This is a genomic window from Streptococcus sp. 1449, from assembly GCF_013276805.1.
Classification (GTDB): domain Bacteria; phylum Bacillota; class Bacilli; order Lactobacillales; family Streptococcaceae; genus Streptococcus; species Streptococcus pseudopneumoniae.
In genome coordinates this window covers 1-14,352 of record NZ_VMLS01000013.1, presented here as the reverse complement: position 1 = coordinate 14,352, position 14,352 = coordinate 1, and the positions used below count along the sequence as shown (strand labels likewise).

Sequence of the window (14,352 nt, the reverse complement as noted above, 5' to 3'; positions counted from 1 at the left end):
CTATCATTTCGAGATTGAGGGATTGAAAAAAACTTACTTCAAGCTTGCCAATACGAATTTTAAGCAGAATATCATTTCTCTTTTTAGAATCAAAACGACGAGATTGTGGAATCTCTACAGGAACAATAGGTTGTGGCATTAAAATATCCTCCAATAGTTTTACTTTACTAATAGTATACAGGAGGTCTTCCATGAATGATAGATACCTTGTTATGACGCGCTTACAAATAAACAATTGATTTAGGACATTTGTTTGATAGTGGTGATAAAGTTTTAAATCTGCTACATAATTTGTAGAGTTTTTTCTATAATTAGGAGTTTAACCTAATCTGCAAATAGGAGTATACTAATAATGTAATCGTTATCAAAAGTCTAAAAAAGAATTTTTAGATGGATATCAAAATAAAAAGGGAGGAAATTATGAATAAGTTTTCAAAAACCTTGAGAGACAACTGGATCTTTCTCTTGATGGTTTTGCCAGGGGCGCTCTGGTTGATTCTATTCTTCTACATTCCAGTATTTGGAAACGTGGTTGCCTTCAAAGACTACCACATGACCAGTAATGGTTTCATAGATAGTATCATAAATAGTAAATGGGTCGGACTCGATAATTTCAGATTCTTATTTAGTTCAAGAGACGCCTTTATTATCACACGAAATACGGTTCTCTACAATCTTGGCTTTATCTTTCTAGGTTTAGTTGTATCTGTAGGGATTGCCATTATCCTCAGCGAGCTCCGTTCCAAGAGAATGGTGAAGATTTTCCAAACTTCTATGTTGTTCCCTTACTTCCTGTCTTGGGTTATCATCAGTTTCTTTACAGATGCCTTCCTAAATATTGATAAAGGGGTGTTCAATCATTTATTGGAAAGTCTTGGTCTCAAAGAAGTCAACTTCTACGCTGATTTGGGAATTTGGCCCTATCTCCTACTTTTCCTAGGTATTTGGAAAGGTTTTGGATATAGCAGTGTCATGTACTATGCGACGATTATGGGAATTGATCCAACCTACTACGAAGCAGCGACAGTGGACGGGGCTAGCAAGTGGCAACGGATTCGCAATGTCACCATTCCGCAGTTGACACCGCTGGTAACTGTATTGACCATCCTTGCAGTCGGAAATATCTTCCGTGCAGACTTCGGTCTTTTCTACCAAATCCCTCACAATGCTGGTCAGCTTTATAACGTAACCAACGTCTTGGACGTATATGTATATAATGGCTTGACCCAGACAGCGGACATCGGGATGGCTTCAGCAGCAGGTCTTTACCAATCAGTAGTCGGCTTGATTCTGGTGGTTCTATCAAACTTACTGGCAAGACGAGTTGATCCAAACTCAGCTTTGTTCTAGAAAGGAGGAGAATATGGCAGAAAAGAAAATTAAAAAAGAAAAAATTGATAATGTCGGCATTCACTCCTTCAGTAAGAAAGCAGATATCTTCTTCAGTATCATTTCGGGTTTGATTGCCCTCTCTTGTATCCTACCCTTCGTATTCGTTATCATTATTTCAGTGACGGACGAGAAAAGCCTCCTCCAATACGGCTACAGCTTCTTCCCATCCCAATTTGGATTAGACGGTTTTGAGTTCTTGGCACAGTTTAAGGATAAAATCTTACAGGCTCTCTTCATTTCTGTCTTTGTAACCGTAGTTGGGACATTTACAAATGTCTTTATCACAACAACCTATGCCTACGCTATCTCACGGACAACCTTTAAGTATCGCAGATTTTTTACCATCTTCGTCCTTCTCAGTATGTTGTTCAACGCTGGTTTGGTACCAGGTTATATCATGGTGACCCGTGTGCTTCAGCTTGGGGATACTGTTTGGGCCTTGATTGTGCCAATGCTTCTCTCACCCTTTAACATCATCTTGATGCGTTCCTTCTTCAAGAAGACCATTCCAGAAGCCATTCTCGAATCGGCTCGTATCGATGGTGCCAGTGAGGCCCGGATTTTCTTCCAAATCTGTTTGCCATTGTCACTACCAGGTATCGCAACCATCACGCTTTTGACAGCTCTTGGTTTCTGGAATGACTGGTTCAACGCCCTTCTTTACATCAAGAGTGATAACTTGTATCCATTGCAATATTTGCTCATGCAAATCCAACAAAATATGGACTACATTGCCAAAGCGGTCGGCTTGACTGGTCAACTGGGAGTTGCTCTACCGAAAGAAACAGGTCGTATGGCCATGGTTGTGGTTGCAACCCTTCCAATCGCGATTTTATATCCATTCTTCCAACGCTACTTTGTAAAAGGTTTGACTATCGGTGGTGTGAAAGAATAGTGCTTATTGAGGAAAAACATTTCTCAGTTCCCAACTTCCCTGGTGTGAAGTTAATACTCTTCGAAAATCTCTTCAAACCGCGTCAACGTCGCCTTGCCGTAGGTATGGTTACTGACTTCGTCAGTTCTATCCACAACCTCAAAACACTGTTTTGAGCAACCTGCGGCTAGTTTCCTAGTTTGCTCTTTGATTTTCATTGAGTATAAAATCATTACATTGTTTATAAGTTTAAAAATAAAAAAAGGAGTTTTTATCATGAAAAACTGGAAAAAATATGCTTTTGCATCTGCTAGTGTAGTCGCTTTGGCTGCAGGTCTTGCTGCTTGTGGAAATTTGACAGGTAACAGCAAAAAAGCTGCTGATTCAGGTGACAAACCTGTTATCAAAATGTACCAAATCGGTGACAAACCAGACAACTTGGATGAATTGTTAGCAAATGCCAACAAAATCATCGAAGAAAAAGTTGGTGCCAAATTGGATATCCAATACCTTGGCTGGGGTGACTATGGTAAGAAAATGTCAGTTATCACATCATCTGGTGAAAACTATGATATTGCCTTTGCAGATAACTACATTGTAAATGCTCAAAAAGGTGCTTACGCTGACTTGACAGAATTGTACAAAAAAGAAGGTAAAGACCTTTACAAGGCACTTGACCCAGCTTACATCAAGGGTAATACTGTAAATGGTAAGATTTACGCTGTTCCAGTTGCAGCCAACGTTGCATCATCTCAAAACTTTGCCTTCAACGGAACTCTCCTTGCTAAATATGGTATCGATATTTCAGGTGTTACTTCTTACGAAACTCTTGAGCCAGTCTTGAAACAAATTAAAGAAAAAGCTCCAGACGTAGTACCATTTGCTATTGGTAAAGTTTTCATCCCATCTGATAACTTTGACTACCCAGTAGCAAACGGTCTTCCATTCGTTATCGACCTTGAAGGCGATACTACTAAAGTTGTAAACCGTTACGAAGTGCCTCGTTTCAAAGAACACTTGAAGACTCTTCACAAATTCTATGAAGCTGGCTACATTCCAAAAGACGTCGCAACAAGCGATACTTCCTTTGACCTTCAACAAGATACTTGGTTCGTTCGTGAAGAAACAGTAGGACCAGCTGACTACGGTAACAGCTTGCTTTCACGTGTTGCCAACAAAGATATCCAAATCAAACCAATTACTAACTTCATCAAGAAAAACCAAACAACACAAGTTGCTAACTTTGTCATCTCAAACAACTCTAAGAACAAAGAAAAATCAATGGAGGTGTTGAACCTCTTGAATACGAACCCAGAACTCTTGAACGGTCTGGTTTACGGTCCAGAAGGCAAGAACTGGGAAAAAATTGAAGGTAAAGAAAACCGTGTTCGCGTTCTTGATGGCTACAAAGGAAACACTCACATGGGTGGATGGAACACTGGTAACAACTGGATTCTTTACATCAACGAAAACGTTACAGATCAACAAATTGCAGATTCTAAGAAAGAATTGGCAGAAGCTAAAGAATCTCCAGCGCTTGGATTTATCTTCAATACTGACAATGTGAAATCTGAAATCTCAGCTATTGCTAACACAATGCAACAATTTGATACAGCTATCAACACTGGTACTGTAGACCCAGATAAAGCGATTCCAGAATTGATGGAAAAATTGAAATCTGAAGGTGCCTACGAAAAAGTATTGAACGAAATGCAAAAACAATACGATGAATTCTTGAAAAACAAAAAATAATCAGCTAAATTGATTTCGTGTATTCATTCCTAACTCCTAAAATAAGAATCACTGCTTTCCTCAGGCTTATCTGGGGGAGGCAGTGGTTTTTTGGGCACAAGGATATAGATATTCCTGTTTTCTCTTATCCTTATTTTAATACTCAATAAAAATCAAAGAGCAAACTAGGAAGCTAGCCGCAGGCTGCTCAAAACACAGTTTTGAGGTTGTGGATAGAACTGACAGAGTCAGTATCATATACCTACGGCAAGGTGAAGCTGACGTAGTTTGAAGAGATTTTCGAAGAGTATAACCATTCAGGAAATTTCGAGAATCCTCTACAATTTCCAGTCAAATAAATTGCATTCGTTTTCTCAAGCAGGTATACTAGTATGGATAAATAAAAAATTTAGAAAATTTAAGAATAGAAAAGAGAACAAATCTTATGGCAAAAGATATTCGTGTCTTACTTTACTACCTTTATACTCCAATTGAAAATGCAGAGCAATTTGCTGCAGATCACTTGTCTTTCTGTAAATCAATCGGTCTTAAAGGCCGTATCCTAGTCGCTGACGAGGGAATTAACGGAACAGTTTCAGGTGACTATGAAACAACTCAAAAATACATGGACTACGTTCACAGCCTCCCAGGCATGGAGGACCTCTGGTTCAAGATTGACGAAGAAAGTGAACAAGCCTTCAAGAAGATGTTTGTTCGCTACAAGAAAGAGATTGTCCACCTTGGTTTGGAAGACAACGACTTTGACAATGACATCAACCCACTTGAAACAACAGGTGCTTACTTGTCTCCAAAAGAGTTCAAAGAAGCGCTTCTTGATAAAGATACCGTTGTCCTTGACACACGTAACGATTATGAGTACGACCTAGGACATTTCCGTGGAGCTATTCGCCCAGATATTCGCAACTTCCGTGAGTTACCACAATGGGTCCGTGATAACAAGGAAAAATTCATGGACAAGCGCGTCGTGGTTTACTGTACAGGTGGGGTTCGCTGTGAGAAATTCTCAGGCTGGATGGTTCGTGAAGGCTACAAAGATGTCGGCCAATTGCACGGAGGAATTGCAACTTACGGTAAAGACCCAGAAGTTCAAGGTGAGCTTTGGGATGGGAAAATGTACGTCTTTGACGAACGTATCGCTGTTGATGTCAACCATGTCAACCCAACCATCGTAGGGAAAGACTGGTTTGATGGAACACCATGTGAACGTTATGTCAACTGTGGAAATCCCTTCTGTAACCGTCGTATCTTGACATCAGAAGAAAATGAAGACAAGTACCTTCGTGGATGCTCACACGAGTGCCGTGTTCACCCACGTAACCGCTATGTTTCAAAAAATGAATTGACACAAGCTGAAGTAATCGAGCGCCTAGCCGCTATCGGTGAAAGCTTGGATCAAGCAGCTACTGTATAAGATCAAACAGTCCTCAGGGGCTGTTTTTCTATGCTTTGTACTCAAAAATCTAAAGTTTGTTTCTGTATCTTTCAGGAAAATAAGGTATACTGTATGTAAACGATTTCAAAGGAGTCCAGTTATGGAGAAAACAATTTTTATTCCAAATAAACAGAGCATTTTAGGAGAACAGGAAATTTTGACTGCCAAGTCCATCTTGGCATTGGTAGATGGTTTGGAGTCACATAGCTATGATGCTGTCTATCTCCGTCAGCCTCTTAACCGTCTCGAGTATATCGAGTGTGCGATAGTGGGGCAATCACAATTTCTTTTTAAGGTCAGTTATGCTGATGATCAAAAGGCTTACCGTGTCGATCTTCCTGACCTACTAACGCAGACAGACTGGGAGATCATCAAGTCATTTTTAGATGCTTTGCTTGCTTACACAGGAACTGAGATTGAAGGACTAGATGGTTTTGATTTTGAAGCTTATTTCCAAGCAAGTATTCAAGCCCATCTTGCAGACACTGCAGCCCGTTTTACGATTTGCCAAGGAATTTTTAATCCTGTTTTCTTTAGTCATGAGGATTTGAAAAGCTTTTTAGGGGAAGATGGTTTGGCACAGTTTGAAGCGCGTGTGCGTGCGGTTCAAGAGACAGATGCCTACTTTGCAAGAGTTTCCTTCTATCAGGATGGAGAGGGACAAGTGCATGGCGTTTACCATCTAGCTCAAGGAGTCAAGACAGTTTTACCGAGAGAACCATTTGTTCCTGCAGCCTATATGGAGCAATTGGTGGATAAGGAAGTCCAGTGGGAGATTGACTTGGTTCAAATCACAGGAGACGGCTCTAAACCAGAAGACTATGAGGCTATCGCTCGCTTGGACTATGCAAAATTCCTAGAGTCGCTACCATCAGCATTTTACCACCAACTAGACGCCAATCAATTAGAAGTGCAACCCATCTTAGACAAAGATTTTAAAGCATTAGCACAAGAAGAGTAAAGCAGAAGCAGGTCAAGTGACTTGCTTTTTGATATATAAAAAATCCTGCCGTGAAAGACAGGATTGCTACTCAATGAAAATCAAAGAGCAAACTAGGAAGCTAGCCGCAGGCTGCTCAAAACACTGTTTTGAGGTTGTAGATGAAACTGACGAAGTCAGTAACCATACATACGGTAAGGCGAAGCTGACGTGGTTTGAAGAGATTTTCGAAGAGTATGAAGTTTAAAGAAAGGCCAAGATACGAAGATAATCCCCAATTAGTGCCACTTCAGCTACAAAGAAGAGGAGGATAATGACTCCGTTCACAAGGACAGACAAGAATAATTGATAGAAGGAGTCGCTTTCACTTGCTTGACTAGGTCTCGTAATGATATGGAGGCTAGCAAGCAGAATGATTCCAATGCTAATCACACACAAGAGGGCTGTAAATCGTAGGCTATCAAAGAAGGCAAAGAAACTAGCAATGGCAGTTAGGAAGATTGGAATTGCCAAGAGTTGACTATATTGTTGGAGAATCTTTTCCAGTGTCCAGTTCTTGTCTTGGTAGATAAATCGTCTCACAACGAAACTACCCAAGAGGAATGAAAAGAAGAAGAGTGTTGTTGCTACTAGGATAGAGATGATAGAAAAGAGAGTTAAAGGTGCTAGTTGCTCAGGGAAGTGGCTGTTTATGGTTGCTATATGTCCATAGTAAGCATGTTTGATGTGGTAGATACTAAAGAAAAAGGAAGATGAAGAAAATAGAATGAGCAAGAGAAAGGCTGTGTAGCTGTGTGTGCTACTTGTTTCAAGCTTGCTTGTAGGAGATTTGATTGCTTCCACTAGCCAAGACCAAAAATCAAGCACTTGCTCTTTCCATTTATCCCTAGATTTTGGAGCTTGGTCGGGGATATAAGGACTTTCTAAAGATTTACTGAGAAGAAGAGGCTCTTTCGTGGTTGCTTTTTGCTGAGGAAGAGCTTCTTGGCTCTCTTCAGCTATAGTGACTTTTTCTGTTTCTTTAGAAAGGTCTGGCTCTTCTTCAGTAGAATTAGATGCCTTCTTTTCTTCTATTTCTGTTCTCGCTTCACTGTCTTCAGGAGCTTCCATTTTCTCTTCTTGCTGGCTTTCCAATTCGACTTCAGCTTGAGAGACTTCCTCCTCTAACTGAGTATTTTTTTCAATTGGTGTATCGAGATCGGCTATCCTTTCTTCAGCCTTGTCTGCAACCTCTTGAGCTTGCTCTTCAGGCTTGTTCTTGCTTGTTGTTTTTACAAAATCATTACTTTCAAACCATTCTTGTTTCATGGTAGAACCTCCTTTTAGTTAGATAAATATGCTTCTATAGTAGCAAATGTAAGCGTTTTTGTCAACGTCTGCTTGGGGTGGATATTAGCTCAATATCATCATCAGATCTCGCAATGAGTTGATCCTTGACATCAGCTTTTTCAGTTTTGTAAGGGTTGCTTAATTCCGTACCTCTTGATTCAGGCTCTTCTCTTGTGAATTGGAAGATAGAACCGTAGTTACTTGAGATGTCCAAGTTAATTCGTTGGCTTTCTTTCTGGTCTAGGATGATTCGGAGATAATCTTTGGCAGTCAGTTCAACCTTACCATGGACTTGGATATTTTCAGCGTGGAAGTGATGTTCTGTTGACTCTAGCTGACTATCTGTAAGATCTGTATCAAAGATATTAACGATATTGGGGGTTGTGAGTTTACTGTTTTTGATACGGCTTCCTTCAATTCGGAGGATATAGCCGTTTGTATTGAGGGTCGCATTTTCAAGGCTAGCATTTATGATGGTGGTTTGTCCGCGATTGGCTGAGATGTTGATCCCTTTTAGAGTTCTCCCTTTCGGTAGTCCGATGATGACATCATTAAAACGATTAGATGAACTACTTACAATATGGAGAATCCCATCAATTCCAGAAGAGATAAATGGACTTTCAGACAGTTTCTTATCAGTGAGACTCAGAGTTCTATCGTTCTGATTGGTGATAAGATCATGGTGAGCAGAAAGTGATGGATGGTAAGAAATGTGGATTTGATCATCGAAAGAGTCTGTGATGGTCAGCGCGTGTTGGTGGAGAGTAATTTCTAGGTTTTCGACTTCCTTGCCAAAGGTTAGTTCTTCCGTACGGCTATCATAGACAGGTTCTTTGGACATGGAAAGTAGGCTCTTAATCCCGTCAGATTGGATGCCTACAAAGAGCAGGATAAATCCGATAACGGTAGTCACCACACCAAAAATGAGAAATCCTTTTGTCAATTTACGCATGCTGGTCACCTCTCTTTCCTTTTTTAAGAACAAATTGCACCAGGCGAACAATGAGTAGACCGAAGAAGCGGGCTACATAGGAAATACCTAGTAAGACTAGTGAAGAAGCACCGATAGCCAGTAAACCAGAACCGAAAATCAAGATAAAGGCTGATTTGGCTTGGGCTAAGACAGTGAAACTTTCAACTAAAAATAGGAATCCGCCGATGATACCCAGTATGGAAACTGCAAAGAAAGCCAGAATAACAGTCAAAGCGGCTACAAGGATTGCGAACAGGGTCACGAGGATGGCGATTCCCAGAGGAATACCGATGGGTGCTGCAAGGAGGGCTAACAAGGCGATATGCAAAATTTGTCGGTTATTCTTTTGAGCAGGTGCTTCATTGATTTTTTTATCGAGAAGATTGGAGAGAACTTCGTGAGCTGCTTCCTTAGGAGTTCCCAAGCTAGCGATGAGTTCTTCCTCTCCTTCGACTCCAGCATCGTCAAAGAGTTCCCTGAAATAGTCCATGGCTTCAATTTGGTCAGCCTGAGGCAGTTTTTTGAGATAAAGTTCTAGCTGAGTCAGGTATTCAGTTCTTGTCATGGCGGATACTCCCTTCTATGATGCCATTAATGGTGTCTGTATAGAGTGCCCATTCATCTTTTAGGGTCACGAGCTGTTCTATACCACCATTTGTCAAGGAGTAGTATTTGCGCATGCGACCTTGGAACTCTCTAGAATAGGTTGTCAGAAAGCTATTGCCTTCCAATTTTTTGAGAATGGGATAGAGTGTGGATTCTTTGATATTAGCGATCAGCTTAATGGTTTGGCTAATCTCATAACCATAAGAATCCCCTTTTTCCAGTACGGCCAAGATGAGAAATTCAATCAAGGCAGAGGATGTTGGAAAGTACATGGGAAACCTCCTTTTCTAATGTGTAGGATTTTTATATATAATTTTTCTACACATACATTGTACATCTAAAAGAAAGCCCTGTCAAGAGAAATGTGTAAAATTTTTATATATAAAAAACTTCTAGCTAAAACTAGAAGTTTAAAGGATCTTATCCGCTCTGTCCACTGTAAAGAGGGCCACAGTCATCAGGATATCGATGAGCAAGAGGGCAGCTACAGATGGTACCCAAGAGTGGAACAGGTCAAAACTGTAACCAAAGAGGGTTGGCCCAAAGGCTGCTAGGATATAGCCTCCTGTTTGAGATAGGCCGGACAATTGGGCTGTCTTTTCAGGGGCGCTTGTCTTGAGTGAAAAGTTGACCATGAGATAAGGGAAGAGGGCACTGGTTGCGGTTCCGATGAGGAGATGGATGGCAAGCCAGTAAATGAAATGATTGATTGGGAAAAAGAGCATGGAAATGCCGACCACACCAGCTAGTGAAACCAGAGTGAGCATGAGCTGACGGTTGCGAGTAGATAAACTGGTTGTCAGGCTTGGGATGGTCATTGAAAAAGGAATGCTAATCAGAGATAAGATAGAAGTCAGCAAGCCAGCTTCGTGACTGGATAGACCTGCATGGATAGACATGGTAGGTAACCAGGTCATGACGGTGTAAAAGATCAAGGATTGAAAACCTGAAAAGATAATAATTGCCCAAACCTGTTTATTACGCATGACCTTTATTTGACTTTTTTGTTTGGTTTGTGGAGCTAGTCTATGATTATAGCGGTGATTTGGGAGCCAGACCAAAAAAGTTGCTAGACAGAGTAACGTGAGGAGGAGGATAAGTCCTTTCCAAGAACTGGCTTGTGTAATGGGCACAGCTAGATAGGAAGCCAGAGCCGTTGCAATCCCCATAGAGGTTACATATAAGGTGGTCAGAAAACCAATTTTCTTTGGTTGATTGGCTTGGATAAGACTAGGAAGCAGGACATTGATGACTGCGACACTTGCCCCAACCATCAAGGTTCCTAGATAGAGCAGGGGCAGATTGATTAGTCGAATGAGTGAGCCGATGGTCAAGAAGAAGAGGCTGTAGGTGAAGAGATGCTCCAAGCCGATTTTCTGAGCCAGTCGGGTAGAAAATGGTGAAAAGAGGGTAAACATAAGGAGAGGCAGGCTGGTCAAGACACCAAGCGAACTAACTTCTACCTCCAGACCTTGCGAAATATTTCCCAAAATAATGGGTAAAACAGTAAAAGGAGTTCGCAAGGAAACACCAATCAGGATAATACCTGGAACAAAAAAGAGTGATTGCTTTTTCATATAATACCTCTTCTAGCTGATTTTAATAACAGCTTATTTTAAGGCTTTTTCACTATAATGTCAAGTAAGGTTTCTGGCTTTCAAGATAAAAATGGGAAAGTCTTGAAAATTATGATAGAATGGTGGAAGGAAAAATTCAGGAGAGTAGTAGTGACTCAAAATGTTGAAAGTCTTCTCGTATCCATTGTAATCAGTGCATACAATGAAGAAAAATATCTGTCTGGTCTAATTGAAGACTTAAAAAATCAAACCTATCCTAAAGAGAATATTGAAATTCTATTTATAAATGCTATGTCCACAGATGGGACCACAGCTATCATTCAGCAATTGATAAAGGAAGATACAGAGTTTAACTCAATTAGATTGTATAACAATCCTAAGAAAAATCAAGCTAGTGGTTTTAACCTGGGAGTTAAACATTCTGTAGGGGACCTTATTTTAAAAATTGATGCTCATTCAAAAGTTACTGAGACTTTTGTAATGAACAATGTGGCTATTATTCAACAAGGTGAATTTGTCTGTGGGGGGCCTAGACCGACGATTGTCGAAGGAAAAGGAAAATGGGGAGAGACCTTGCATCTTGTTGAGGAAAATATGTTTGGCAGTAGCATTGCCAATTATCGAAATAGTTCTGAGGATAGATATGTTTCTTCTATTTTTCATGGAATGTATAAACGAGAGGTTTTCCAGAAGGTTGGTTTAGTAAATGAGCAACTTGGCCGAACTGAAGATAATGATATTCATTATAGAATTCGAGAACATGGTTATAAAATCCGCTATAGCCCAAGTATTCTATCTTATCAGTATATTCGACCAACATTCAAGAAAATGCTGCATCAAAAGTATTCAAATGGTTTGTGGATTGGCTTGACAAGTCATGTTCAGTTTAAGTGTTTATCATTATTTCACTATGTTCCTTGTTTATTTGTTTTGAGTCTTGTGTTTAGTCTAGCATTGTTACCGATCACATTCGTATTCATAACTTTACTATTAGGCGCCTATTTTTTACTTTTATCACTACTCACTTTGCTGACTTTATTAAAACATAAAAATGGATTTCTAATTGTGATGCCCTTTCTTTTATTTTCCATTCACTTTGCTTATGGCCTTGGAACGATTGTAGGTTTAATTAGAGGATTTAAATGGAAGAAAGAGTACAAGGGAACAGTAATTTATTTGGAAAAATAAGCCAAATAAATTAAAATGTGCTACAATAACAATATAGTAAAACTCTTTTAAGGAGGAGTAGATTGACATGAATAAAAAACTAACAGATTATGTGATTGATCTGGTGGAAATTTTAAATAAACAACAAAAGCAGGTTTTCTGGGGAATATTTGATATTTTCAGTATGGTGGTTTCGATCATTGTATCTTATATTTTATTTTATGGGCTGATTAATCCAGCACCTGTTGACTACATTATCTATACGAGTTTGGCCTTTCTGTTCTATCAATTGATGATTGGTTTTTGGGGGTTGAATGCTAGTATTAGTCGTTACAGCAAGATTACGGATTTCATGAAAATCTTTTTTGGTGTGACTGCCAGCAGTGTTTTGTCTTATGGAATCTGCTATGCCTTCTTGCCACTCTTCTCCATCCGTTTCATCATTCTCTTTATCTTGTTGAGTACCTTCTTGATTTTATTGCCACGGATTACTTGGCAGTTACTCTACTCCAGACGCAAAAAAGGTAGTGGTGATGGAGAACACCGTCGGACCTTCTTGATTGGTGCCGGTGATGGTGGGGCCCTCTTTATGGATAGTTACCAACATCCAACCAGTGAATTAGAACTGGTCGGTATCTTGGATAAGGATGCTAAGAAAAAGGGTCAAAAACTTGGTGGTATCCCTGTTTTGGGCTCTTATGACAATCTGCCTGAATTAGCCAAACGCCATCAAATCGAGCGTGTCATCGTTGTGATTCCGTCGCTTGATTCGTCAGAGTATGAGCGTATCTTGCAGATGTGTAATAAGCTGGGTGTCAAATGTTACAAGATGCCTAAGGTTGAAACGGTTGTTCAAGGACTTCACCCAGCAGGTGGAGGCTTCCAGAAGATTGATATCACAGACCTTTTGGGTCGTCAGGAAATTCGTCTTGACGAATCGCGTCTGGGTGCAGAACTGACAGGTAAGACCATCTTAGTCACAGGAGCTGGAGGTTCAATCGGTTCTGAAATCTGTCGTCAAGTTAGTCGCTTCAATCCTGAACGCATTATCTTGCTCGGTCATGGGGAAAACTCAATCTACCTTGTTTATCATGAATTGATTCGTAAGTTCCAAGGGATTGATTATGTACCTGTGATTGCGGACATTCAAGACTACGACCGTCTCTTGCAAGTCTTTGAGCAGTACAAACCTGCTATTGTTTATCATGCGGCAGCCCACAAGCATGTTCCTATGATGGAGCGCAATCCAAAAGAAGCCTTCAAAAACAATATCCGTGGAACTTACAACGTTGCTAAGGCTGTTGATGAAGCTAAAGTGTCTAAGATGGTTATGATTTCGACAGATAAGGCAGTTAATCCACCAAATGTTATGGGAGCAACCAAGCGCGTGGCGGAGTTGATTGTCACTGGCTTTAACCAACGTAGCCAATCGACCTACTGTGCAGTTCGTTTTGGGAATGTACTTGGTAGCCGTGGTAGTGTCATTCCAGTCTTTGAACGTCAAATTGCTGAAGGTGGGCCTGTAACGGTCACAGACTTCCGCATGACCCGTTACTTTATGACCATTCCAGAAGCTAGCCGTCTGGTTATCCATGCTGGTGCTTATGCCAAAGATGGGGAAGTCTTTATCCTTGATATGGGCAAACCAGTCAAGATTTATGACTTGGCCAAGAAGATGGTGCTTCTAAGTGGCCACACTGAAAGTGAAATTCCAATCGTTGAAGTTGGAATCCGCCCAGGCGAAAAACTTTACGAAGAACTCTTGGTGTCAACTGAACTGGTTGATAACCAAGTTATGGATAAGATTTTCGTTGGTAAGGTTAATGTCATGCCTTTAGAATCCATCAATCAAAAAATTGAAGAGTTCCGAACTCTCAGTGGAGATGAATTGAAGCAAGCTATTATCGCCTTTGCCAATCAAACAACCCACGTTGAATAAAAAAGAAAAACGCATATTATCAGGTCTTGAGCCTTGGTAATATGCGTTTTGTTATGTAGAGGCTTATACTCTTCGAAAATCTCTTCAAACCACGTCAACGTCGCCTTGCCGTAGATATATGTTACTGACTTCGTCAGTTCTATCTGCCACCTCAAAACGGTGTTTTGAGCTGACTTCGTCAGTTCTATCTGCCACCTCAAAACGGTGTTTTGAGCTGACTTCGTCAGTTCTATCTGCCACCTCAAAACGGTGTTTTGAGCTGACTTCGTCAGTTCTATCTGCCACCTCAAAACGGTGTTTTGAGCTGACTTCGTCAGTTCTATCTGCCACCTCTTTACAGCTTTTGTCGCAGCCCGCTGCTAGTTTCCTAC

General features: G+C 40.5%; 14 protein-coding genes and 1 pseudogene. 8 read left to right on the top strand and 7 right to left on the bottom strand.

Annotation, left to right across the window (positions count from 1 at the left end; genetic code table 11):
• Nucleotides 1-420 precede the first annotated feature (420 nt).
• Together HT687_RS04240 and HT687_RS04235 are read left to right on the top strand one after the other, a co-directional pair.
• Entirely contained in the window at nucleotides 421-1,350 is a 930-nt protein-coding gene (locus HT687_RS04240; protein WP_007284784.1) for a sugar ABC transporter permease, read from the top strand.
• Between the two features lie 13 nt (nucleotides 1,351-1,363).
• Nucleotides 1,364-2,287, top strand: coding sequence for a carbohydrate ABC transporter permease (locus HT687_RS04235; protein ID WP_000818348.1), 924 nt, complete (start codon nucleotides 1,364-1,366; stop codon nucleotides 2,285-2,287).
• A 50-nt stretch (nucleotides 2,288-2,337) separates the two neighbouring features.
• On the opposite strand, the gene HT687_RS11800 is transcribed toward HT687_RS04235, so the two are convergent.
• The gene (locus tag HT687_RS11800; protein WP_000693313.1) at nucleotides 2,338-2,484 is read right to left on the bottom strand and encodes a hypothetical protein; all 147 of its coding nucleotides are present in this window, start codon (nucleotides 2,482-2,484) and stop codon (nucleotides 2,338-2,340) included.
• A 58-nt stretch (nucleotides 2,485-2,542) separates the two neighbouring features.
• Here HT687_RS11800 and HT687_RS04225 point away from each other — a divergent pair, with 58 nt between their 5' ends.
• The 4 genes from HT687_RS04225 (at nucleotide 2,543) to HT687_RS11795 (ending at nucleotide 6,637) form a co-directional block, all read left to right on the top strand.
• A complete protein-coding gene (locus tag HT687_RS04225; RefSeq protein ID WP_023937446.1) occupies nucleotides 2,543-4,018 on the top strand; it encodes an ABC transporter substrate-binding protein in 1,476 nt (491 codons plus the stop codon).
• Nucleotides 4,019-4,442: 424 nt separating this feature from the next.
• Nucleotides 4,443-5,429, top strand: coding sequence for a rhodanese-related sulfurtransferase (locus HT687_RS04220; protein WP_023937447.1), 987 nt, complete (start codon nucleotides 4,443-4,445; stop codon nucleotides 5,427-5,429).
• A gap of 121 nt (nucleotides 5,430-5,550) precedes the next feature.
• Nucleotides 5,551-6,411, top strand: a complete 861-nt coding sequence (locus HT687_RS04215; protein WP_023937448.1) for a DUF4299 family protein — start codon at nucleotides 5,551-5,553, stop codon at nucleotides 6,409-6,411.
• A gap of 73 nt (nucleotides 6,412-6,484) precedes the next feature.
• Nucleotides 6,485-6,637: a hypothetical protein gene (locus HT687_RS11795; RefSeq protein WP_000692984.1), complete on the top strand. Its 153-nt coding sequence runs from the start codon at nucleotides 6,485-6,487 to the stop codon at nucleotides 6,635-6,637.
• On the opposite strand, the gene HT687_RS04205 is transcribed toward HT687_RS11795, so the two are convergent.
• The 5 genes from HT687_RS04205 to HT687_RS04185 all read right to left on the bottom strand — a co-directional run bounded on the left by HT687_RS04205 (nucleotide 6,634) and on the right by HT687_RS04185 (nucleotide 10,875).
• Entirely contained in the window at nucleotides 6,634-7,698 is a 1,065-nt protein-coding gene (locus HT687_RS04205; protein WP_023937449.1) for a DUF6574 domain-containing protein, read from the bottom strand. The two genes, HT687_RS11795 and HT687_RS04205, sit on opposite strands and share 4 nt — an antisense overlap.
• Before the next feature lie 61 nt (nucleotides 7,699-7,759).
• On the bottom strand, nucleotides 7,760-8,671 hold the full coding sequence (locus HT687_RS04200; protein WP_172924092.1) for a DUF4097 domain-containing protein: 912 nt from the start codon (nucleotides 8,669-8,671) through the stop codon (nucleotides 7,760-7,762).
• Nucleotides 8,664-9,257: a DUF1700 domain-containing protein gene (locus HT687_RS04195; RefSeq protein ID WP_138700131.1), complete on the bottom strand. Its 594-nt coding sequence runs from the start codon at nucleotides 9,255-9,257 to the stop codon at nucleotides 8,664-8,666. Before HT687_RS04195 ends, HT687_RS04200 begins: the two co-directional genes overlap by 8 nt.
• Nucleotides 9,244-9,570, bottom strand: a complete 327-nt coding sequence (locus HT687_RS04190) for a PadR family transcriptional regulator (protein ID WP_023941403.1) — start codon at nucleotides 9,568-9,570, stop codon at nucleotides 9,244-9,246. The genes HT687_RS04195 and HT687_RS04190 overlap by 14 nt, the downstream gene beginning before the upstream one ends.
• A gap of 138 nt (nucleotides 9,571-9,708) precedes the next feature.
• Nucleotides 9,709-10,875, bottom strand: a complete 1,167-nt coding sequence (locus HT687_RS04185) for a CynX/NimT family MFS transporter (RefSeq protein ID WP_000744905.1) — start codon at nucleotides 10,873-10,875, stop codon at nucleotides 9,709-9,711.
• Between the two features lie 57 nt (nucleotides 10,876-10,932).
• On the opposite strand from HT687_RS04185, the pseudogene HT687_RS04180 reads away from it, so the two are divergent.
• Both HT687_RS04180 and HT687_RS04175 read left to right on the top strand, forming a co-directional pair.
• Nucleotides 10,933-12,077: pseudogene (locus HT687_RS04180) on the top strand (glycosyltransferase family 2 protein).
• A 53-nt stretch (nucleotides 12,078-12,130) separates the two neighbouring features.
• On the top strand, nucleotides 12,131-13,981 hold the full coding sequence (locus HT687_RS04175) for a nucleoside-diphosphate sugar epimerase/dehydratase (RefSeq protein WP_172924091.1): 1,851 nt from the start codon (nucleotides 12,131-12,133) through the stop codon (nucleotides 13,979-13,981).
• 84 nt (nucleotides 13,982-14,065) lie between these two features.
• Here the strand turns inward: HT687_RS04175 and HT687_RS04170 are convergent.
• Nucleotides 14,066-14,352, bottom strand: a 287-nt coding sequence (locus HT687_RS04170) for a hypothetical protein (protein WP_172924090.1), incomplete at its 5' end; no start/stop codon positions are given.